We start from the raw sequence: 21,403 nt of genomic DNA, 5'->3' as shown, positions 1-21,403 counted from the left end.
CAGTGACAACCTGTTGCGCAATAGCGTGATTGTCGCCCGCAGTGAAGGGAACACTGAAGCATGGCAAGACCGGAGCGAATTGACAGGCGCACGGGTCTACATTGATGGCGCCGCTGCCATTCAGGACACCCATTTTGCCAACTTCACGCGTGATGGCGATACTGCCTTCGGTGTCCGCCATTCAAGCCAGAAAGACCCCAACTATGTCGAGGGGCTAACCTTTGAGAATACGGATAAGGAAGAGCGGTTCGCATGGTTTGCCAAGGCTGGCCGCGACAACGACTTGAAGAACATTCGCACCGAAGATGTGCCTGATGAGCTGGACTTCAGCGTTGGTGCGAGAGCACGCAACAGCGTCATTGATATGGACGGATCACTGACCGGTGAAGCCGGCACCGAACTGACGCCAAATAACCCCGGTGGACGCGGCGTCAGCCGTGACTTTGGCTGGGAAAGCTGGCTGGTCGAGTTGAACGATCCGCCGACATGGAACGAAGCGATGAATGACATGTTTGTCTGGCGGTAATGTCTGATTGCCGGGGACCTTGTAATCTGCAAAGCGCTGTCCCCGGCATTCCAATAGAACAGTAAGATGCGGTTTCAGATCTGCGCGTGCCTTTGGATAGGAATGCGCGGGTACTTGAGGTTGAACCGGACTTTGCAGTCGCCAGCCGTCGTATCCTTAGAGTGGTTCGTTGATAATTAGTATTCTAGTATTCTCGATTCCCTTGAATATTTTTGAACCTGCGCAACTCGTCCCGGTGGCATTGTATGGCAAGGCGCGAGGGAACAAGATCCAATGTTTTTTGCATCTGCTGCTTTCAGTGCGAGAGAGGTGATATTTATATCTGAGCTAATTAAATAATATACAAATCAATACTATAAGTGGCGCCCTATAGTGTTCGCATAGCGTAGGAGCGATGCTATTTTCTGTTGTAGCACACCGCGATCTATCCATCACCTTGCGGGTCCCCCAGCGGGTAGCAAGATCTAGTTTCTTGACGCATACTAGTCGACCAGACTTAATATCGCCATAATGATTTAACAGGTTTGCCATGTATTAACGCCGCTCGTCGCACCCGATAGGGCGCCACTTGGGCAGTATGAGGAGGAAGATGATGAGGCACGGATTGCTTGCGACTGCCATCCTATTGGCGGCAACACACGGCACATCGGCGATAGCTGAGTATCCTGAGAAAGACATCCTTGGTGTGGTGATGTGGGGCGCAGGAGGCGCAACCGACACAGTATCACGCGCAGCCAACGACGCGGCATCGGCTGCATTGGGTCAAGACGTGGTCATTTCGAACAAACCCGGCGGCGGCGGCGCGATTTCCACGGCATATGTCCATACGTCGCGACCAGATGGATACACAATCCTTTATGGTGCTGAAAACCCCCAATTGCATGGCGTGTTAGGTGTTTCAGAGCTCGACTACGACGACTTCTATCCCATCAATATTCTTGGTCGTGGCTTGGCGGTCATCGTCGTTCCGACAGAGTCAAAATATCAGAATATCCAGCAGCTGCTTGATGATATCAGCGCCAATCCCGAAATGATCCGCATGGGGTCAACAGGTCCGGGTGGCCTTCCGTCAACGATCGGGGCGATTATTTCCAACGCAACCCGATTTGAAGTGACGCCCGTCGCATTTCCCGGCGAGGGTCCCGGGATCGAGGCAATGATGCGCGGCAATGTTGATTTTATGCCGACAGGAATTGCGTCTTCAGCGGAAGGTATCGCCAACGGTGAATTGCGTGCATTGGCCGTCGTGAATACAGAGCGCGTCGCTACATTGCCGGATGTCCCGCCGATTACCGATACGATCCCGCAGCTAGAGCGCTTTTTGCCATGGGGGCCGTTCTATGGCGTTTTCGTGCGCCGTGATGTGCCAACCGAGGTCATCGACAAGCTCACGGCGGCGTATCTACCTGTATAACCGTGCGGACAGGCACCAGCGAGATCCGGATCAATAACCGCCATTTATTCTCTTCTCTTAGAAGGAGATGGTGAAGGCGACCCGATAGCAGAGGAAGTTCGCAGCCTCACCGATGGACACATTATGCTGTCCCGCAAACTCGCAGAAAGTGGTCATTTCCCCGCCATCGACGTGCTCAGCAGCTTAAGTCGTGTCATGCGAGACATCGTTACACCGGAACAGTTGAAGCTTGCCGCGGATGTTCGTGGACACCTTTCCAAGTACAAAGAAATCGAACTGTTGCTTCAGGTAGGAGAATTAAAGCAAGGCCAAGATCCTGATGCTGACGCGGCATGCGCTACACATCCTCGCATTCGCGCATTTTGTCGCCAACCCGAACAAGAAAAAGCTAATTTTTCCGCTGCTGTTGCTAGCTTGAAGAAGACTGCTTCATGAAGGAAATTGATCGCCTCCACCAACTTCAGGCACTTCGCAAGCAGCGTCTTCGAATTGCACAGGTGCGTCAACTTCAAGCCCAATCGCAAGCATTGGCCGCTGAGAAAATTGAAGAGAACCAAAGAGTCAAACTCAAAGGCTTAAAGGCGTCTCAAAATCAGTTCTTGGCAAAGACGTTGGATCGCTCAAATCGCATCTTTGACATCGGGTCACGCTTTGCTTCGATCTCATGGAAGATCAAAACCCAGAACTATCTGATCTCGAACACACAAAAAGAATGGACCCGTGCTGAACGTGATCTCAAAATTGCGATCAACAATTCAAACGATGCGGACAAAAAAGTGAAAAGGACCCAGTTTCAACAAGATAAGCTTGATGAAATCGTTGCAGAAAAACTCGTCTTGTTGCGCACTAAGGCCGAAATTCAATCCGAAGATCTGATGACTGAACAGGCGTCCATTTCCAAAGGTATTTACGCGAAGGACAGGGCGAAATGAAAGATAATGTTGATGATACATTTGATACCGCATTGGCCAACTTTGTCGCAAGCAAGATACGGCAAGTTGAAACAGTGTCCGACGATCAGACGGAACTAGAAAGACGCCTTCTAAATCTTTCGTTCACGCTTGACGAGTTGGAACTCAACATCGTCCAAGCAACCGGGGTGCAAACAGATCAAAGCTACTTATCAAAAAACACAGTCATTGATGTGGGCTTTGGAGACTCGAACGGACAGATTCGTCTTTCCAAGTCGACAGTTGACGCCATCTTTAGTGCACTCTGCCCAAGTGTAGATCTGGCAACCCTCTACGGACCTTCCGGCATGTTCCTAGCAGAACATCTGTTGACGCAGACATTAGACCAACTTGAAAAAACGCTTGAGGAGTCACTTTGCATCAATCGTCTGTCGCCCGACATAAGGATGGGTCAGTTTGACGCAAATCTATCGGTTGGGTTGCAGATTGCGAATAGCGACATCCCAGATAGTGTTATTTCGGTTGACGGTTCGCCTTCATTCATACGTGCGATTGCTTTGGCACTACTGGATCAAGCACCAGAGATTGTGAACACTACGTCGAAGATCGCCGACTTGACAGTCAGTATACGTAGCCCAGTATTCGCCATTGGTCGTGCAACGGCTGCAGAGCTTGCGCCCGGCGACATGCTGTTGCTAGACGAGCGATTTACCGGCCCAAATACGTGTAGGTTTTGGATAGAAGACGCATTCTCAGCTGGTGTTCATTCACAGGATGGCAGGCTGGTTCTAGATGAAACTCCGACTAGTCAAAACGATGCGATGGGTGGCACCCATTGGCCCGTGGGCAACACAGCAGGTGCTGCTCAACTGATCCTAGGGCAGAAGGAAATGCGAAGTGACACACTGTCAAGCTTAGCAACAGGCAGCGCTCTGCCCTTCGCGTTCAATAGGCTTATGCCCGTGACACTTCTGATTGGTGCGACCAAAATGCTACGCGGTCAAATTCTAGAGATGCCAGGACAATTGGGTTTCCTCGTCAAAGATATTGCACCCAATGAATGATCTTGCTTCACCACTGGTTCTTGGCTTTGTTGGCTCATTCTTCTTGGTCGCATTGCTCTCACTGACATCCTTCGTAAAAATTTCTGTGGTGTTCATGATCGTGCGAAATGCCACAGGGCTACAACAAGTCCCATCAAACATGATCTTGATGATTTTGGCGTTATTCTTATCCGTGTTTATCTCAATGCCAGTATTCTCGGCGTCCGTTACCGCACTATCAGAAGCCAACATAACTGCGACAACGGCCGGCGATTTCCTACAACTCTGGTCTATTGGTATTGCGCCATTCCAAGACTTTCTGACGTCCCACACGATCGACAGGCATCTGACCTTTATGGTCGAAGTATCAAATGACTTGTGGGCAGGATCAGGGCTATCAGGATCTAAGACTGATTTCGTTATCCAAGTATCATCATTTATGATTTCCCAGCTGACTGAGGCCTTCGAGATGGGCTTTCTGCTGTACCTCCCCTTCGTAGCGATTGACCTTGCGGTTACCGGTATCTTGATGGCGATGGGTATGCAGATGGTACAATCCAACATCATTGCGGTACCGTTTAAGTTGCTCATTTTCGTGTTTGTTGATGGTTGGTCCAAACTCGTTGAAGGGCTGATATTCAGCTATATAGGCGCCTAGGATGGAAACCGAGGCGTTCGGCAGCATTCTAGTCACCTTCATGATGGATACCGTCATCCTTGCAGGCGTACCGCTTGCTGCCGCGACCGTTATAGGACTGACCGTTTCTTTCTTCCAAGCAATCACACAAATTCAAGATCAGACATTCAGTCAGACTGTCAAAATTGGTGCAATTATTTTCGTCTTACTGACATTTGGTCGCGCGCTGACCGCGCCCCTCATGAACAGTACGCTCATGGTGTTTGAGAATTTCGGTGCCATGTAGTCATGGTTGCAGATGTTACAGATCTTTTGCTGAATACACCTCTGCAAACAATGTTTCTTCTCGTTTCATTGAACATGTTGCGTATCTTGGGTTTCTTATATGGTCTTGTCCCTCTCGCATGGGGGTTAATGCAATCAACTATATTACGTGCCAATATTGCGATCGCTTTGTCATTGCCTGTCATAGTTGGAAACTTGGATACAATCGCAACCCTGAGCACGGATGCAACCGCGCTTGATCTTGCGTTGCTTGCCCCAAAAGAGTTTGCTCTAGGCTTAGGGCTAGGTGTTCTCTCATCTACACCCTTTGCAGCTGCAGCCTATGCAGGGTCTATGATCGACACGTTCCGCGGCGAGTCAGACAGCGGCATTCAATCTCCGCTTGGAGGTGGAACTATTCAAACGACTGCATTGTTGTACACGGTTATTACCATTGCAGCCCTATTCGGCTTGGGCTTGTTTTCCGCCTTGCTTGGTCTGATCTACGACAGTTTTGCGGTTTGGAACGTAGATGAGATGCTACCAGTGTTTCCGGCTGCCACCGGAGAGCGTGTCGGTGTATTCCTATCGAATGCTCTCTCGCTTGGCATTCTGTTTGCCATGCCGCTTTTTTTGGTCTTGGTGATGACAGAACTCACAATAATTGTTGGTGCGAGGCTCGGCCGCAAGATGGGTATATACGATCTTTCGTTCCCTATGAAAAACCTGATGATGGTTCTGCTACTCCCAATCGTCGCGTTAATCGCATTCCGCACCGCGCCTGAAATGTTGAACATGTCAACCGATGCGTTGGAACGGCTGTTGAGTATCTACGATGAGTGATACTGAGTCAAAATCCAAACCTGCGTCGGGCCGTAAACTCCGAAAACAACGCGAAGAAGGATCAATTGCACAAGCATCGGAAGCAGGCACTTTTATTGCCGTAGCCTGCACAATCCTGTTGATGGGCGTTGGTGTACTGACGGGACTCCAGCTTTTTCATGCAAATTTTGATGCCGCCTTTATTGGCATCAGGCAGCCATTTGACGCCGCCATAAACATAACAGGGTCACAAATTGCGACAAACACAGCATTGATCGTTCTCCCTGTCGTTGGGGTCATGGTCATCGTCGCGATGGTTTTTGCCCTGATCTACAATCGCGGGCCGACTTTTGCGATGAAACCCGTTTCACTACAGTTCAATCGCCTATCTATGAAATCCGGTATGAAGCGGATTTATGAGCGGCGGGGATGGATCGAAACGGCTGCTGCAACCAGTCGCATTCTGCTGTGGTTTCACGCTGAATTTTGCGGGTCTTAAATGGTAAGAAGTCGAGGCGGAAACGACTGGGGTCTTGCGGCAAGCGAGGCGATAAGCCCATTTCACGCCAACTCATGTTCCAAGCATTCATGGGGCTTGTCTGCAGCCGACGCTTTTCGTCATGTATGTGATCTTGGAGCAAAAAAATTAGAATGAGCTGCTCGACCTCCAATAATGTCAGCTCTGCACGACTTTCTGGATTGTAAGTGCCTTTCTTTTGCACGTTTGAGAAAGTCGTACCGGGAAGTGTGTGGACATAGCACTGTGTTGTACCAATCAGCCGCTCTATGTGACCACCAAGATGGGGCAGAGCGATTTTCCGATAAAGGTGCTCAACGCCATATTGAAGAAGGCCACGGTTGAAGGCTTTCGATTTGAGGTCGGTCCCATTGTCGCTGCTGACTACTAGCGGAAGTCCATATACCGGCCACTCCAGGTCGACCCCTAGCTGGCGAAGGTATTCAGCCTTTGGAAACACCGCGCGCTGGAAGGCCATCATCAGATTGACCGCCGATGGCGCATCCATCGACAAATAGATGCCGGTGGGCATCCTTGTCGCTAGATCTAACAAGATCGTAAGCCAAGGGCGACCTATCGGTTCACCGGAGATTGGATGAACAACAATGATATCGAGGAGTGTATGATCGATCTGGACAACCGCCAATGGCTCCTGAACATCATATCGACCGCGAATAATCTGAAAGGCTTGTCGCGCCGCTGTGCTGCCTTCGCGTTTGCGCTTTAAATATCTGTCTTGAATGACAGCGATCCTGCGCTCGACGGTGGACTTGCCAATCTTGAATAGCCCCCTACCCTCCAGTTTTGTGTTGATGGATTTGAGTACCGCGCTTACTGACGCGCCGTTTCGGACAAGAAACTCTTTGCGGAGCACATGTTGGATGACTTTTTCATGCTGATCACTGAGCGCAACGCTCAGCGGCTTGCGTCCTGGCTTTGAACGGCGCAGGAAATCAGCGCGATCATCGCGCCTTGCCTTAGCCAGCCACCGATAGGCTGTTGATTTCGAACATTCATAGTCGCGGCAAAAGTCGCTTAGTGATCCCCTGGTCTTGAATCCGGTTTGGATGAAGGGTGCGAGGCCTGCTCGGATCGCAAACGCCTTTTCCCACTCCTTCTCTTCACGATTGGTTTTCTTCATGTGCATGATCGTCTCCTGACGCCAAGGCGCGACGAAAGGCTCGAAAAATCGAGTGTCAGCCTTGACTTTGAGTTTAAGTTAGAGATGATCTGGCAGACGACGGTACAAACGTCACAAGACCATCAGAGAGCCTATGTGTGCGACCACATAGGCTCTTTTCTCATTCAACTGGTCTTCATCTTACTCCTCCCATGTCTTTGTATCGTTCCGGCCAAATGTTGTCTGGCACGGTGCCAAGCCGTTCAGCGATGATCCGTTCGATCCGCCGCGAGCGTCGTGCCCCACGAGCGACATCAGTCACCGCAGTATGAGAGACACCCGCATCGCGAGATATGGAACGCAGAGACACCCCCGCTTTGTGGAGGTCCCGTTTCAGTTTGGAGTACGCATCCGTCATGGGATCAGCTTTCAAGGTTTCTCTCCTATTGAAAGCTGCCAGCAATATCGAGTCAAGTGTCTGATTTTACGACAAATTTATAGATTTGTTTTTCTCGGACGAACCAAATTTGAGCCAAATCCCCGGTTGTAACCACAGGTCAAAGTTGGAAGTTGTAACATTTGGGTATACCCTTATGATACGATCCGATGTGACAGCACAAAGTGTCACAAATGAGTGGAATGATTAAATATGTGACGGTATTGTCCGCCTACCCACCCTATTGTTACGGAACAAGAAATGCCTCGCATTGGATACGCCCGTGTCAGCACATCCGGTCAAGACCTCGAAGTTCAAATTGACAAACTGAAAGCGTGTGGTTGCGAAATCATACGCTCAGAAGTCGGTTCAGGCGCATCGCGCAATGGCAGAACTGAACTTGAAACGATCATGGAGTTCCTAAGGGAAGGTGACGAGCTGGTCGTACATCGTCTTGATCGCCTAGGTCGATCTACCCGCGATGTCCTCAACTTGGTTCACGATCTTGATTCCAAAGGCGCATCTTTGCGCATCTTAGAACCGGAAGTGACGACCGCTGGCGACTTGGGGCGGCTTGTCGTGACCGTTCTTGGCATGGTCGCGGACATGGAGTTGAAGTTCATCCGGGATCGACAACGTGCCGGCATTGATGCCGCAAAAGATAGAGGTGCCTATACAGGTAGGAAGAAACAAGTCGACGATGATGAAATTCGGCGACTTGCCAAGGCTGGCCGACCAAAGGCCAAGATAGCAAGAGATCTTGGTGTTTCCAGAATGACGGTTTATCGGGCGCTGGACCCACGCATAGCGCGCCGGACCACAGACATTCCCGCCGCCGAAGCACAGGCCCTGATAGCGGAGCTGCAACGCACCATAGAGGACGATGGGTAACTTAGCCGTTCAGCTCTTGCTCCCACGATTCCTGTTTTCAGCCTTTCGCTTGCTTCGGATGTAATCCTCATCGCGGTAACCAAGCAATGTTTGTGTGCCATCCGGTGCTTCGCGCACGATCTCTCCATCTTCCCGTCGGAAAACGAGATGTAGTCCTGCCTTCTGCCGTGCGCGCAGGTCTGCGTATATCGCATCAGCAAATGACGGGCGGTCATCAAATGGTGCCTTAATCGTTTCGTCATTCATCATGATGCCCTTTTTCGTCCGACTGATAACTTGGAAGCGCGTCGAACCCAAATCATTCTTCCCCACCTTTTTGGTAGTCGAGCAACTTCACATTTCTATGCGCTAGCTATTGCTAATTGCGCTTCTCATCGCGTCATGGTCTATATCGCCCAGATGTTCTTCATCAATGGTCTGAGTGTTGTCTTCAAACGGAAACTCGAACTCGTGCTCATAACCGGAAAGATATCCCGAAGTCCGACCTCCTGACTTCAGTCGATGCAGCTCGTCGTCAATTTGTGACATCAATGCATTCCACTTTGGAAGCAATAACACGGGGCAATCTTTTCCTGTCCAATCTTGGTGAGATTTCACTTTCGTCGTGTCCCATTCAAAGTCGTAAAGCAATGCCGCGACAAGCCTGGCTAGTCTGGCATCAGCATTTTTCTGATCAATCTCGCGGTGCATACATGTTTCGATCGCAATGCTGTTACCGTTGGCACTTCCAGCGTGGATAGCCCACTCATTTATTGGTAGCTGCTTGATGACCTTGCTATCATCGACAGTATAGTGCCAAGAAACCCAGCGTTTTGTCCCATTCCAGATATAGTACCCGGTTTTTCTAACCCAGTTGGAATGCGCATCTGCGTCAGCACCCGATCCAGAGTTTGATGTATTGTGGAGCGTTATGCTCGTTGGCCTGATGTTGATGCCTTTCCGGTTGGGCATATGTTCTGGGATGAGTTCCTCAAACAAATTCAGACTATTCCCAAGTTCCATTCTGTCCATTTTGCCCTCCGTTGACACCTTTGTTGGAAACCATCGGTTTCATTGACATGTACCCCAATATGATCCTCCATCTGCCACTACCAGCAGCGGTTTAGCTTGCCCTTCAACGTATTCTGCCACCTCATAGTATCTGATGTGGCCACCTTGACCGCTATCCGCGATTACCTTGAAGCTCCAGTCAGATGAACCACGGTTCAAAATGGTGATCTCATTGAAGCTGGTATTGCCCAAACTGGAGTGAGTGATCCGGCCAGTTTCTCGGTCGATAGTCATCGCGGTCCGCTTCGCGTCTTCGCCACGCATCTCCGCGACGGCATCACCCAGATGATCGGGAACATGGAGTCCCTCAATATTGCAAATGTAGCTCGTTGGTGCTGAGAATGCGTAGCCCGCATTTAACCACACAATTAACGCGGTTAATGTGACTGCCGGTTTCGCATCCCTCACTTTCCTGCACCATTCTCGGAAGTCCTCAACATTCGTTACCTCACTTGGTTACAACCAAGACCGGCTCTCCATCTTCGGCAAAGTTGATTTCGATCATCCGAACCTTATGATTTTCATCCCCTGCAAAGGGATACTCTGAAACAGGAACGAAAATCTCAAAATTACCTGTTGTTCGATTGTAGCGAGCAACAGTCGAAGAAATATATACGTCGTTAAATCCCACGAGATCGTCACCCTCTCCTGCATGAACAAGGTAACACAGGGGTGTCGGTCCCGCATCATCTCTGAACAACAACAACCATGCACCGGCCGACACAGGTTCACCCGTATACGATAGAGCCAGCCTCGCTTCCCTGAAATCGGTGTTAGGATTCATCAGATCGAGTGTGTTTTGAGAAACGGGCTCTGGGATCAGGCCGATCTCGTTTAGGTTGTCACACCCAGAAGAAATGTCGTCCGCTGAGGCCATGCTCGAATAAAGTGCAATTAGTGCCGATATTGATACAAAGCGGCATGCATTCTTCACCAATACTATCATTTCATTCACCTTTGTTGGAAGTGTTGTTCCATGCAGCGACCTCCGCCTCGGTAGCTTTTTGCACATAAAAAACTGGCTGGTCATCTCTGAAAATTCGACATCGCCACAATGTAGACAGGAAACCTCTTCCCGTTCTTTGCCGCCGGGAACCACCGGCCCCATCCATGACCAGGCGAACAATTCGCGGCACTTACTGGATTCCTCAACCGCCATCAATCTGCACCTTCGTTAAAATTGGTCCGAGACTGCCATAAATGATCCATAACGCCAAGATCGACTTCGAAGGGCCGCTCCCGCACGAAACTCGCAGTTGGTGCGCGCCGCGTAGCCAAATTTCCAGAACGACTCAATACGACCGATGCTGCGATGTGCATGAAAGGCAGCTTTGCGGCAGATCGCGGTGAGTACTATTCCAGTGCTGCTGGACTTGCTCACACCTGGCAGTCGATCCGCTATTTGAACGAATAACATACCGCCGTCGTGGCAGTTCTTGGAATGGTTGCTGACATGGAATTGAAGCTCATTCAAGGCAAGCAACGAACCGGCATCGGCCTTCACCGCATAAGATACTTTGATGATTAGGTCTATTGGATTGTCAATGCTGCTACCAGGAATGTAGCAAGAAGATACCCTGCGATTTTTTGCGTGAAATAGAAACTGCGAACCGCTGGCGCTTCATGATATATTTCGTCGAACCCGTTCGAAATTACTACCAAGGGCAATGTATTGTGAATGGAATACCAAAACCGATCGATTGGCTTTGAGCCTTCCATATTGGTCGACATGTATGAGCCGGCTACGCCCAGACTGACGAGTAGGACGAACCAGTATAGTGCCCTTTGCGGGTAGTACCCAAAGCCTGCTGTTAGCCGGTACAAATGCTTAGTACCTCGCAGTATAAGACTGCTTTCGGAGCTTAGCTGATGAATACTGCTCGCAAAAGCAACCGCTTTCGATTGAGGAAAGGCACCCATCCCATTCAATACACCAGAAAGTTGCTGATACGGCTGCGGGCGATATACAGCAGAGCAGTCGCAAGCGAATGGTTTTGAGTTGGAGACCCATCTTACTAGTCCATCCGCGTCAATGACCCCACTAGTGTTGGGTAGGCGACGATCAACCAACTCCAGCCAATCATAAGTAAAACCTTGGAGATCGTATCCAATCAAATCGCAATCACAGTCGTCTGAAGGCTTCCAGCTTCCTATTGGAGACATTGCCAGTCCAGAAACATCAGCGTTACGAAGCGACACAAATGTTCCCGCATACCAGCTAGGGTTTAGCACTGAAATACGCATTGAAGAATCTTCTTCTTGCACTGAGGCGAGGTCAAGCGAAAACCGAAGAGTGCCTCCTACTCTCGATCTCGACAGATCGAGAAGATTTGTAACCTCTGTTTCAAATAGGTTTAGGTCGCCTCCTACGCTCACGCCAGACAGGCCAACAAAATTGAACTCTGAGCCTCGGCCCAGAACGACGTCTCTAGAAAACTTCGAGGATGTGGCTTCAAAAGCACCTATATTCGTCTCTGCTAGCAGGAAGAGACCATCGACAACTGTCCCTGATGTGTTGAGTTGCTCACTAACGCTTGAACCTATGATTTCAAAACCGAGGGCAATAGTCGAAGCAGAAAAGTCAAGTGCGCCGATCTCCGAGTTTCTCACGGCAACTGCGCCTTCGATTACTGTTTTGTGGGCAACTACCTTATCCGATGAAGTAGCCTCAATAAGGATGAAGTCTCCACCGATCCTTGAGCCAGCAAAAGTCGCCTCAGAATTAAATCTCACATCATCGATTATTTGAATATCATGCGACACTCTCAATCTATCCGCGCGGAAATCTTCTTGAAAAACTGACTTTGCAAGCACTAACAGATGGTCAATATCCGCGCCTGATATAGAAACAAACTCTTCAAAATTGCTTTCGGTTAAGTATACTCCATCCTGAACTTCTGCGTTGCCCAATACAAAAATACCGTCAAATTGGGAGTTGCTTGCCGCAACTTGCCCACCAGCTGAAATACCGTCGAGAAAGACGTCTGTGTATCGGCCATTTTGTAGACCAACGTGATGTGCGATGCTGGCACCAGCCCCTCTAAGTGCACCTGGGAATACGACGCTCCCATCGAACGTGAGGGCACCATCAAAGTGAGCATCTTCGAAGCGAACTCCATCAGGGATGTAACTGAAATCCAACCACAGGCTCGGGACGATATCTTCATCATCCAAGACAATTTCACCTACAATTATTGCACAGTGAATCCTAATGAAGTTACGTTTTGTAGCCTCGAAAAATCTTTGCTCTGTTGCAATTTGTTCAATGAATCGTGCTCTTAAATTCCTGCTGTCTGGCCATGCCTCAACTCCATCTCGCGGGGCACATCCTTGCCCATCATCAAACCCAGTTATAGCGTGCGTCATTTCAGCAAAGCGGCCGAGACAAATCGCATTCCACGCCCAGCTTTCCTGTTCACTCCACCACTCAGGAAGCTCAGACGTGGATAGCGAACACTCGTCATCTTCATGCCCCACTAACAACGTCAATGGGCGGTCGTGATGTGATGCTGTGTGCGGGTCTTCATCAACGTCGGCAAAAACTTGAATCGGATGTAGTAAAAAAGTGAAATAACTGGAATTAAAGTGAATACCCCAGAAAAAAAACGACTTATAGAAATACTTCTGCTCATTGGACTACCATAGGTTTCGTTGTATCGTGAGGACCGCTGCGACGGCCTCAGCAGTCAACTTGGCGGGATCTATCGCAACACATGCGTCAATTTGTATAGTAGGAAAGCAATGGAGGTCGCTTACTGCAAATGGGTACAATGCGAGGAAAAGACGGTTGATCATGTCCTACGGTTAGTCGGTATGTCCACTCAAATCAATCGGGCAGCGTTCTCGGCTTAACCTCACCAATGTGTGGCTTGCCCCCGTTCTCACTTTCGTTGGAAAGGGCACGAAGTTATCCACATCGGCCAACAATATGTAAGAATCAGAGTCTCAAGATTTGAAAATGCTAAGTGACTGTTTTCGTTTGCTCTGCAGTCTCTCCAATAAGAAGATCCGACAAAAGCTAAAATGTCACCCGTGAGCAATTCAGGAATGTCACTCTGCCCTCAAAAATCAATGAGGGTGAGCGGACATGGGATGGGTGGTTATGAGCGAGCGCGAGTTGAACCGCGTGGAAGTGCTGGCGCAGGTCGATGATGGACGGTTGAGCGTCGATAATGCCGCGAACATGCTGCACCTGACACGACGGCAAATCTTTCGGCTGTTGAAGCGGTATCGTCAGGATGGCGCATCGGCGATCCGACACAAGGCGCGTGGCAAACCCCCGAACAATCGGATTCATCATGCAAAGCGTGACTACGCGCTGAGCTTGATCAAGGAGAACTACACAGACTTTGGCCCGACACTGGCGGCGGAGATGCTGGCCGAACATCATGGCTTTAAAGTCTCACGCGAGACCGTCCGCAAGTGGATGCAGGAAGATGGGATTTGGCTCTCTCGCAAACAGCGCCGGACATTCCACCAACCGCGGCTGCGCCGTGAATGCTTTGGCGAACTGATCCAGATCGACGGCTCGGATCACCGATGGTTTGAAGATCTCCGAACTCTTCATCACTCACGGTTTGAAGTTCGTCACCGCGCAATACACCCGATATCAATGCTCGCCCCGCGGACCCATCAGACTCCGGCACAAAAGCACCTTTGACGTCTTCTGGAAGGTAGTCTGCCCCACCACTACCGCCGGCCACCACCACATATCGCGGCGCAATACTGCCATCACCCATCGCACTGCGTAGGTCTTCCAACATCGCCCTTTCCTCGGCGCTTCGACCCTCATCCGACTTTCCCGTCAAAGCCACGGAGAAATCCTCGAAACGGTCATCATCGGCAGCGACGTCCCTGTATTTCGCATCTGAAGTTTCTCCTGCCCGAGCGACTGGCACCTCAGCTGGTGGTTGTTCAGGAGGATTGAACGGCTTCCCGTTTGGTTCTGCGAAGTCGAGCGGAGTGGTACGGCTGTTGCTGATGCTTTCAACTCTGGGCATAGTCTAGGTCCTTGTACAAATCAGTTACGTCGCTCGCTCAGAGAACGATATGCTTCCGCATTTTGGGGCGACATTTCAGGAACTATCAATTTTGCTCGCTACCTAGTACCGCAAGTAATTACGCAAATTCACCCGCGCTGTACGCAGGACACCCAACTCCGGCTTCTCTTGTGATCGGAATGCGTTGGGCGTGAAGCTCCGCCGACCCAACATGGGCTGCGGCGGTGTCACACCCGCTATGAAACTGAATTCAATCGCGTAGGCAGGTGGCGGCCGACTTTGTGGAGGCTTCTCGACGCTGCACTCCTGGATCAAGCAGGACCCACGCCCCCTGCTTAGCCCGTCTTTTCAATGTGGCCATATGTTCTAAGAAAGGACTATGGTCGCATCTGTGAGGATGCTAAGTATAGGGTGGCTGCCATTTTGCCGTAGATTGGCGTAGCCTCTCGCATGAACGACTTTGACACATTTACTGGAACCACGTGATGGCGCAACGTATCAAGAACTTAGAATTGCCTCATGATAACCTGAAAGACCTCAGGCGTACCTTGGGGTCTTGGCTGAAGAACCAGCGCGAGTTTGCGGGCCTGACACAAGCGCAACTCGCTGACCATCTGGAGCTGCGCTACTATTCGTTCATTTCTCAGGTCGAGAACGGGACCTGCCGCATCCCTCAGGATTTGTACGAAAAATGGGCCGATGGCATTGGCGTCAAGCGCAGCGAATTTGCAAAAACAGTGCTTGAACATGTCGAACCTGGTTTGAGCAAGATGCTGTTTCCGCAAAAGAAGTGAACCATGCTTCCGGGCGGCAGATGATGAACAAAGTTTTCAGACTAATATGCAATGACCAGACATTATCGCATGACTGGACCCAAAAAGAGCTTGGGCGGTTGTGGTACTTACACTCTGTCCTTGGTGCGTTTTTTGGCGATCTGGAAATCGACTTTGGATTGACCGACGCGGGCGATCCTTGGGCAAGTTTTGTTGATCCAGAGGATGGACGACTGTTGGCCCATGCTGCGCGCTACAATAGCTTTGTTGTGCTGGACATTCCTGATCTTGGCCTGAGTTACGAAGGACGCACATTGCGCGAGGCCGTGGCCAGGGTCGCCTCCGATGCCCCAATTGCGAACAACAGAAACGGTCAATGCGCAAAGATTGGCGCACATTTTCGCGCCGCTGCAATCCGCGGTACAGGTCTGACGGCCCTTGTGCTGACGCTTCTGGAGAGTTTGCGCCCGAGGCCAGCGATGGCCCAAAGCAGCGAGACCGGATCAGGCACGCCGAAACCAATGCTCCGGCATATTCAGGATAAGGTTTTTGGTGTCTTCTCTGCACCGTTGAAAGCCGCGCTTGTGATGTTGGCTATCTCTGTTGAGGCAACAGCCGCACAGCGACCCGCCCCAGAAGATGACATTGATGATACCGGCGACGAAGAGTTTGACGCAGAAATCACACTGACCAACGAAGTCGCTCTGCCAAAGGCGGAACAGACTGACGCTCCTAAGATAGTCACGGCGGATAGGCCGCAGGCCGATGCATCGGTTGAGGGATATTCTCCAAAATCGTCAACCCAAGTGAATATTGAACATACAGAAAGCAGCCCGACAAAAACAAGCTTTGACGTTGAAATGCAGGGCACGCAGCTTTCTTTGAAAGGTGGCCCAGACGACGACATCCTCAACGGGGGCGCTGGCGCAGACATACTGCTTGGTGGTGACGGCAACGATATCCTTTTTGGAAACGGTGGCGATGATTTGCTGGATGGGGGGTCAGGCGACGACATCCTCGATGGGGGTGCGGGCGCGGACATACTGCTTGGTGGCGAAGGCGACGACATCCTTTTCGGACGCAGCGGCGATGACCTGCTCAACGGTGGGCGCGGCAATGACAGGCTCGAGGGAGGTACCGGCGCGGACAAACTACTTGGACGAGGCGGTGACGACATCCTGCAAGACGATGACGGACCGGGCGAACTCAACGGTGGGGCCGGGAATGATGTCGTCATTGCCGGAAATGGCATAAACACTGTTCGCGGAAGCTTCGGTGACGATACTCTCGAAGTGAAAGGCGGAGACAACCTCGTGCGCGGGGGTCGGGGTGACGATACATTAAAGAGCGGTACAGGAAACGACATCCTGAACGGTGGCAAAGGGGCCGACCATTTTCTTGTATCGGGCGGGGGTCAGGACCTGGTCCAAGATTTCACATCAGAGGATCGCGCGACGCTGACCGTCAATGGTACCTCGCATCTGCTGAGCAATGAAGCGGATCTTATCGAACTCGCAGCGTATCTTTCATCGGACAATGATGATGTCACCGATGCAGCCTTTGGGAAAAACAGCGTAACATTTGTTATCGGTCAACATGATGACGGCACCGCGATGTCTGTTCGGTTCCAAGGCCTGCCGGGGATTGACGACGCTGCGCAAAGGTCCAGATACGAAGACGATCCCGTGACCATGATCGAAACTTTCGATATGATCTGACGGGCTCTGCCCACGACACGTTGTACGAACCAGACCGCTACAGATTGCGCGTGGTATCGTCAGCGCCCGCTGCGCCAGACATACATGCCGCCCGCAAAAATCAACGCGGCCCCGACCAAAATATTCCACGTCGGCACCGCACCAAAGACGAACAAACCCGCCAACGTCAGGTAAATGATGAAACTATAGCCAAAGGGCGCAAGGGTGCTGGCTTCGGCATAGGCGTGGGCGCGGGTCAGTGCCTCATGCCCGGCCCAGGCGAACGCGCCAATGGCCATCAACAGGCCCCAACTCAAAGGCGACGTTGGCATCACCCAGCTGATGGCCGCAAACGGGGCCAGCGCGAGCGTGCCCATTGCGCCGGTGTAGAACTGCAAAACACCCGGAGTGACCTGTCGGGTCAGTTTGCGGGTCAGCACCTGATACATCGCCATCCCCATCGCCGGATACAGCATCAGAACCGCATACCAGTTGATAGGCTCACCCGCCGGCCAAAGGATCAAACAGGCCCCCATCAAGCCAAAGCCGATTGATACCAGATGTGCCGCGCGGATCGGCTCGTTCAGGATCAGGCGTGCGAAGATGCAGACGAAAACTGGCGCAAGATACAACATCGCTGATGTGACGGCGAGAGACAGGTATCCCAGCGCAAAGAAGTTCACCAATGTTGATGAGACCAGACAGAAGGATCGCAGCAAAACAAATCCGACAACGCGGCGCGGCAGGCGCTGCGGCGCCCTGCCCCGCCACATCCGTTCGATGGCAGTGATCAGGAAATGAACAGCATAGCGCATAAAGGCAAGCTGGAACACAACCAGACCGCCGCCAATCAGCCATTTCGTCGACGTGTCCACAACGGAAAACAGGAGATTTGCCAAAAGGACCAGCGCAACACCACGGCCAATCTGTCCTTCGGGCGTTGTGTCAGACACGCCCGTAGTGTTTCAGATAATGGTCCAGCAATTCAGGGACCATCTTATCACCCAACCCGTCCTGCAAGGCCTGCCGCATCATTTCCAAAGGTGCCTTGGCCATCACAGTTGGCGCGCCCATAGCGTCAGCCATCTGCGCGTAATAGCCCACGTCCTTGGTCGCGTTTTCGATCGAGAAGGCCAATTTGCTTGGGTCGTCATTCAAAGGGTAGTTCGCAAAGAAATCCATGAAAGGTGATCCAAGCGGACCGGCGAACATCACGTCGAACAGCTTTTGACGATCAACCTGTGCAAGATCAGCCATCACAAAGGCCTCGGACAAGGCGTTGGCCACAACCTGACCAAAGAAGTTGTTGATCAGCTTAATCGTGTGCCCGCTGCCCACCTCGCCTAGATGAAACACGTTTTCGGCCAGATCCTGCAGCACAGGCTTGACCCGCGCGAACGCATCCTCGTCACCAGAACACATCAGGTTGAGCATCCCGTCCCGCGCCTGAACCGGCGTGCGCCCGATTGGTGCGTCCAAATAGATACCGCCCGCAATCTCGACCTCTTGTGCCAGCGCGCGCGTGGACGATGGCAGCGAAGTGCCAAAGTCTATCACAATGGTCCCCGGCTTCATCCCGGCGATCACACCGTCCGTCCCACGCATGCGACTTTCGACATGTTCAGATGTCCCCATGCACAGCATGACAATGTCGCTTTGTGCCGCCACCTCATGGGCTGATGCCGCTTCGACGGCACCACACGCAATCGCCTTGTCCATCTCGGTCCGGTCACGGTTGCCAAGCACAGTCAGGCCATACCCCTTGTCCTGAAGACGCGACACCATCGCACCCCCCATCAGGCCCAGCCCGATAAAACCGATTTTCTGTGTGCTCATGTCATGCGCTCCTTACATCACAGCCCCGATTTGCCACGGGACGAATTCGAAATCTCCAAGATCCTGTGCTTCGGATTTTGTCTGCTGACCAGAGGCGGTAGCGAGGATTGCCTCATAAATCTCGCGCCCCAACGTGGCGATGTCTATGCCATCCGACAGGATACGGCCCGCGTCGATGTCCATGTCTTCGGACATACGCCGCGCCATATCAGTGTTCGTCGCGATCTTGATCGTGGGGCTGGGTTTGGACCCAAACGCCGACCCGCGTCCGGTCGTAAAGCACACGATTTGGCAGCCGCCTGCAATCTGTCCGGTGACACTGACGGGATCATAACCGGGACTGTCCATAAAGGTGAACCCGGGCGTCGTAACCATCTCGGCGTATTTGAACACACCCATCAGGGGGGTCGTGCCGCCTTTGGCCGCAGCCCCCAGCGATTTTTCAAGGATTGTAGACAACCCCCCGGCCTTGTTGCCCGGACTGGGGTTATTATCCATCGATCCGCGATTGCGGGTGGTGTAATCCTCCCACCAGTGGATCATATCAATCAGCTTTTGGGCTGTCTGCGGATCTGCCGCGCGTTCGCACAAAAGATGCTCTGCGCCATAAATCTCGGGGGTCTCAGCCAGAACGCCGGTCCCGCCGTGGGCCACCAACGTGTCGCAGGCATATCCCAAAGCAGGGTTTGCCGTGATCCCAGACCAGGCATCCGATCCACCGCATTGCAATGCAACCTTCAACGCACTGACCGGACACGGGGTCCGGGTCGCGCGGTTGGCCTCTGGCAGCATCGCGGCAACCTTCTCGATCCCCATCTCGATCGTGCGGCGCAGACCCGCGACGTTCTGTATGTTCATCGTTTGAAACTGGGGGCCATGTTTCAGCCCATACGCCTCCAACAACCAATCAATCTGGTTCATCTCGCAACCCAGACCAACCATCAGCACACCGGCAAGATTTGGGTGACGGGCATAGCCCCACATGACCCGCTGCAACGCCTCAAAGCCGGTCCCGTCCCCGCCCATACCGCAACCGGTACCATGCACAAAGGCCGCAACACCGTCGACATTGGGATAGGCGGCCAGTACCTCAGGCGTGAAATGATCTGCGATCATCCGGGCCGCCGTGGCCGAGCAATTCACGGACGTGATAATTCCGATGTAGTTGCGGGTCCCCACGCGTCCGTCCCCACGATCATACCCCATGAACGTATCAGCAGTGGCCGGGGTCGGCGCGAAACGCATATTGGTGCCAACGGCATACTCACCCGTGACCGGGACAAAGCTAAGGTTGTGGGTATGCACATGGTGCCCCGCTACGATATCTGTTGAAGCAAGGCCAATCCGCTGTGCATATTTGATGACGGCCGCGCCTTGCGGAATGTCACGCAGCGCAACCTTGTGACCCACCGGTACGGGCGTGGCGATTGTTAGTCCATCCACCACGTCGCCGGGCTCAAGCCGCTTTTGAACGACGGCGACATTGTCGCTTATGTCCAGTCGCAAAAGCCCCACGTCAGGCGCAATACGGCCCATCCGAGGGCCACCTGTGTTGTGGAATATGCGCGCTGCGCGCAAGCCTGTGGCGGGTATCAGTCCACATGTCATGCCACGCGCGCCAGTCCTTGAGTGCGGTATGCGGAGCCGCCAGCGACCGCGCGACAAAGCTGGGAAACTGGTCGCGGCCCGTTGATTGCCCCGTCACATTATAGCGCAGATCGAAGGACCAACGATATTCATCAGACAGGTTACGCAGGCTGGCATGCGGCGTCAGCGGATCAAAAATTACCGCGCCACCCGCCCTCACCGGCGTCGGGACCGCACCCTCCTTCGATAGATAGGTGTCGGTGATACCCACCTGGGTCATCGTGCAATGCGGCAGCATCGCGTCGCGCTTGCCGGGCATGACCTGCAAACAACCGTTTTCGACTGTCGCATCAGTGATGGCCAGCCACACGGTCAGCATCTGCGTGTTATCAGCACTTTCAAGCGTCACACCACGATCCTGATGCCAGTCGGTCGACACAATATGCGCGCGGGTCTCATCGCCGGATACCTGCCGCTCCGGTGGCTTGATCCGCACATGCTGAATAGGGTTCGACGTCAACTCTGGCCCCAGAAGGCTCTCTACAATGTCCAGCAACCGGGTATGTGTCGCCATTTGAAACACCGCAGGACCAATATGCATGGGCGTGCCATCGCAGATGTCAGCATGAGGCAGCGAAATATCGAGCGGTTGATACCACTCCAGACCTGCAGCCACCGCATGATCCAGCTTGCCAAAAATCCCATCTGAGGGGTCGGCGGGGGGACTTTGCCCTCCTGCGTCCAGCTATCGTACAGCCCATCCATCACCTGCGCATATTCCGCGCGCACCGCATGCAGGGTTGCCGTGTCGATGACATCTTCCAGCACGAGGTAGCCATCCTTTTGAAATTGCTCATGTTGGGCAGGCGTAAGCATGGG

Annotated in this window: 24 protein-coding genes and 2 pseudogenes; 14 read left to right on the top strand and 12 right to left on the bottom strand. The window is 52.2% G+C overall.

Features of this window, described 5'->3' with window-relative positions:
• From ACZ1G5_RS19170 to ACZ1G5_RS19125, 10 genes and pseudogenes are all read left to right on the top strand, one after another.
• Window positions 1-526: hypothetical protein (locus ACZ1G5_RS19170; protein ID WP_472734494.1), on the top strand; the 526-nt coding region annotated here is incomplete at its 5' end.
• A 592-nt stretch (window positions 527-1,118) separates the two neighbouring features.
• Complete coding sequence (locus tag ACZ1G5_RS19165; RefSeq protein WP_472734493.1) at window positions 1,119-1,940, top strand: tripartite tricarboxylate transporter substrate binding protein; 822 nt, start codon at window positions 1,119-1,121, stop codon at window positions 1,938-1,940.
• A 21-nt stretch (window positions 1,941-1,961) separates the two neighbouring features.
• A pseudogene (locus tag ACZ1G5_RS19160) lies at window positions 1,962-2,117 on the top strand (EscN/YscN/HrcN family type III secretion system ATPase); the annotation flags it as partial.
• A gap of 18 nt (window positions 2,118-2,135) precedes the next feature.
• Window positions 2,136-2,375 carry a hypothetical protein gene (locus ACZ1G5_RS19155; RefSeq protein ID WP_472734498.1) on the top strand — a complete coding sequence of 80 codons (240 nt, stop codon included), beginning with the start codon at window positions 2,136-2,138 and terminating at the stop codon, window positions 2,373-2,375.
• Window positions 2,372-2,872 carry a hypothetical protein gene (locus ACZ1G5_RS19150; protein ID WP_472734492.1) on the top strand — a complete coding sequence of 167 codons (501 nt, stop codon included), beginning with the start codon at window positions 2,372-2,374 and terminating at the stop codon, window positions 2,870-2,872. The genes ACZ1G5_RS19155 and ACZ1G5_RS19150 overlap by 4 nt, the downstream gene beginning before the upstream one ends.
• Window positions 2,869-3,915 carry a hypothetical protein gene (locus ACZ1G5_RS19145; protein WP_472734491.1) on the top strand — a complete coding sequence of 349 codons (1,047 nt, stop codon included), beginning with the start codon at window positions 2,869-2,871 and terminating at the stop codon, window positions 3,913-3,915. Before ACZ1G5_RS19150 ends, ACZ1G5_RS19145 begins: the two co-directional genes overlap by 4 nt.
• Window positions 3,908-4,552, top strand: a complete 645-nt coding sequence (locus tag ACZ1G5_RS19140; protein WP_472734490.1) for an EscR/YscR/HrcR family type III secretion system export apparatus protein — start codon at window positions 3,908-3,910, stop codon at window positions 4,550-4,552. The genes ACZ1G5_RS19145 and ACZ1G5_RS19140 overlap by 8 nt, the downstream gene beginning before the upstream one ends.
• 1 nt (window position 4,553) lies before the next feature.
• The gene (locus ACZ1G5_RS19135; RefSeq protein ID WP_472734489.1) at window positions 4,554-4,817 is read left to right on the top strand and encodes an EscS/YscS/HrcS family type III secretion system export apparatus protein; all 264 of its coding nucleotides are present in this window, start codon (window positions 4,554-4,556) and stop codon (window positions 4,815-4,817) included.
• A gap of 2 nt (window positions 4,818-4,819) precedes the next feature.
• Window positions 4,820-5,638: a flagellar biosynthetic protein FliR gene (locus ACZ1G5_RS19130; protein ID WP_472734488.1), complete on the top strand. Its 819-nt coding sequence runs from the start codon at window positions 4,820-4,822 to the stop codon at window positions 5,636-5,638.
• Window positions 5,631-6,116 carry an EscU/YscU/HrcU family type III secretion system export apparatus switch protein gene (locus ACZ1G5_RS19125; RefSeq protein WP_472734487.1) on the top strand — a complete coding sequence of 162 codons (486 nt, stop codon included), beginning with the start codon at window positions 5,631-5,633 and terminating at the stop codon, window positions 6,114-6,116. Before ACZ1G5_RS19130 ends, ACZ1G5_RS19125 begins: the two co-directional genes overlap by 8 nt.
• On the opposite strand, the gene ACZ1G5_RS19120 is transcribed toward ACZ1G5_RS19125, so the two are convergent.
• Together ACZ1G5_RS19120 and ACZ1G5_RS19115 are read right to left on the bottom strand one after the other, a co-directional pair.
• Window positions 6,007-7,281: a transposase family protein gene (locus tag ACZ1G5_RS19120; RefSeq protein ID WP_472734486.1), complete on the bottom strand. Its 1,275-nt coding sequence runs from the start codon at window positions 7,279-7,281 to the stop codon at window positions 6,007-6,009. The genes ACZ1G5_RS19125 and ACZ1G5_RS19120 overlap by 110 nt on opposite strands.
• A gap of 169 nt (window positions 7,282-7,450) precedes the next feature.
• On the bottom strand, window positions 7,451-7,672 hold the full coding sequence (locus ACZ1G5_RS19115; protein WP_472734497.1) for a helix-turn-helix domain-containing protein: 222 nt from the start codon (window positions 7,670-7,672) through the stop codon (window positions 7,451-7,453).
• A gap of 279 nt (window positions 7,673-7,951) precedes the next feature.
• Here ACZ1G5_RS19115 and ACZ1G5_RS19110 point away from each other — a divergent pair, with 279 nt between their 5' ends.
• Window positions 7,952-8,581: a recombinase family protein gene (locus ACZ1G5_RS19110; RefSeq protein ID WP_472734485.1), complete on the top strand. Its 630-nt coding sequence runs from the start codon at window positions 7,952-7,954 to the stop codon at window positions 8,579-8,581.
• Between the two features lie 9 nt (window positions 8,582-8,590).
• Here ACZ1G5_RS19110 and ACZ1G5_RS19105 read toward each other — a convergent pair whose 3' ends face one another.
• From ACZ1G5_RS19105 to ACZ1G5_RS19085, 5 genes are all read right to left on the bottom strand, one after another.
• Window positions 8,591-8,827 carry a hypothetical protein gene (locus ACZ1G5_RS19105; RefSeq protein WP_472734484.1) on the bottom strand — a complete coding sequence of 79 codons (237 nt, stop codon included), beginning with the start codon at window positions 8,825-8,827 and terminating at the stop codon, window positions 8,591-8,593.
• A 102-nt stretch (window positions 8,828-8,929) separates the two neighbouring features.
• A complete protein-coding gene (locus tag ACZ1G5_RS19100; protein ID WP_472734483.1) occupies window positions 8,930-9,592 on the bottom strand; it encodes a peptidoglycan recognition protein family protein in 663 nt (220 codons plus the stop codon).
• 39 nt (window positions 9,593-9,631) lie between these two features.
• The gene (locus ACZ1G5_RS19095) at window positions 9,632-10,039 is read right to left on the bottom strand and encodes a hypothetical protein (RefSeq protein ID WP_472734482.1); all 408 of its coding nucleotides are present in this window, start codon (window positions 10,037-10,039) and stop codon (window positions 9,632-9,634) included.
• 40 nt (window positions 10,040-10,079) lie between these two features.
• The gene (locus ACZ1G5_RS19090; RefSeq protein ID WP_472734481.1) at window positions 10,080-10,790 is read right to left on the bottom strand and encodes a hypothetical protein; all 711 of its coding nucleotides are present in this window, start codon (window positions 10,788-10,790) and stop codon (window positions 10,080-10,082) included.
• A gap of 371 nt (window positions 10,791-11,161) precedes the next feature.
• Entirely contained in the window at window positions 11,162-13,120 is a 1,959-nt protein-coding gene (locus tag ACZ1G5_RS19085; RefSeq protein WP_472734480.1) for a hypothetical protein, read from the bottom strand.
• Window positions 13,121-13,718: 598 nt separating this feature from the next.
• On the opposite strand from ACZ1G5_RS19085, the pseudogene ACZ1G5_RS19080 reads away from it, so the two are divergent.
• The 3 genes and pseudogenes from ACZ1G5_RS19080 to ACZ1G5_RS19070 all read left to right on the top strand — a co-directional run.
• Window positions 13,719-14,183, top strand: a pseudogene (locus ACZ1G5_RS19080) (helix-turn-helix domain-containing protein); the annotation flags it as partial.
• A gap of 933 nt (window positions 14,184-15,116) precedes the next feature.
• Window positions 15,117-15,425, top strand: coding sequence for a helix-turn-helix domain-containing protein (locus ACZ1G5_RS19075; protein WP_472734479.1), 309 nt, complete (start codon window positions 15,117-15,119; stop codon window positions 15,423-15,425).
• A 20-nt stretch (window positions 15,426-15,445) separates the two neighbouring features.
• Entirely contained in the window at window positions 15,446-17,122 is a 1,677-nt protein-coding gene (locus ACZ1G5_RS19070; RefSeq protein WP_472734478.1) for a calcium-binding protein, read from the top strand.
• A gap of 59 nt (window positions 17,123-17,181) precedes the next feature.
• On the opposite strand, the gene ACZ1G5_RS19065 is transcribed toward ACZ1G5_RS19070, so the two are convergent.
• The 5 genes from ACZ1G5_RS19065 to ACZ1G5_RS19045 are packed head-to-tail and all read right to left on the bottom strand — an operon-like array spanning window position 17,182 to window position 21,400.
• Window positions 17,182-18,054, bottom strand: coding sequence for a DMT family transporter (locus ACZ1G5_RS19065; RefSeq protein ID WP_472734477.1), 873 nt, complete (start codon window positions 18,052-18,054; stop codon window positions 17,182-17,184).
• Window positions 18,047-18,937, bottom strand: coding sequence for an NAD(P)-dependent oxidoreductase (locus ACZ1G5_RS19060; RefSeq protein ID WP_472734476.1), 891 nt, complete (start codon window positions 18,935-18,937; stop codon window positions 18,047-18,049). Before ACZ1G5_RS19060 ends, ACZ1G5_RS19065 begins: the two co-directional genes overlap by 8 nt.
• 12 nt (window positions 18,938-18,949) lie before the next feature.
• Entirely contained in the window at window positions 18,950-20,473 is a 1,524-nt protein-coding gene (locus ACZ1G5_RS19055; protein WP_472734475.1) for a UxaA family hydrolase, read from the bottom strand.
• Window positions 20,454-21,098: a phytanoyl-CoA dioxygenase family protein gene (locus tag ACZ1G5_RS19050; protein WP_472734474.1), complete on the bottom strand. Its 645-nt coding sequence runs from the start codon at window positions 21,096-21,098 to the stop codon at window positions 20,454-20,456. Before ACZ1G5_RS19050 ends, ACZ1G5_RS19055 begins: the two co-directional genes overlap by 20 nt.
• Entirely contained in the window at window positions 21,065-21,400 is a 336-nt protein-coding gene (locus ACZ1G5_RS19045) for a hypothetical protein (protein ID WP_472734473.1), read from the bottom strand. The genes ACZ1G5_RS19050 and ACZ1G5_RS19045 overlap by 34 nt, the downstream gene beginning before the upstream one ends.
• Between the last annotated feature and the right edge of the window lie 3 nt (window positions 21,401-21,403).

The organism is Yoonia sp. JB2-21, assembly GCF_055693545.1.
This window is presented reverse-complemented; position numbering and strand designations above follow the sequence as displayed.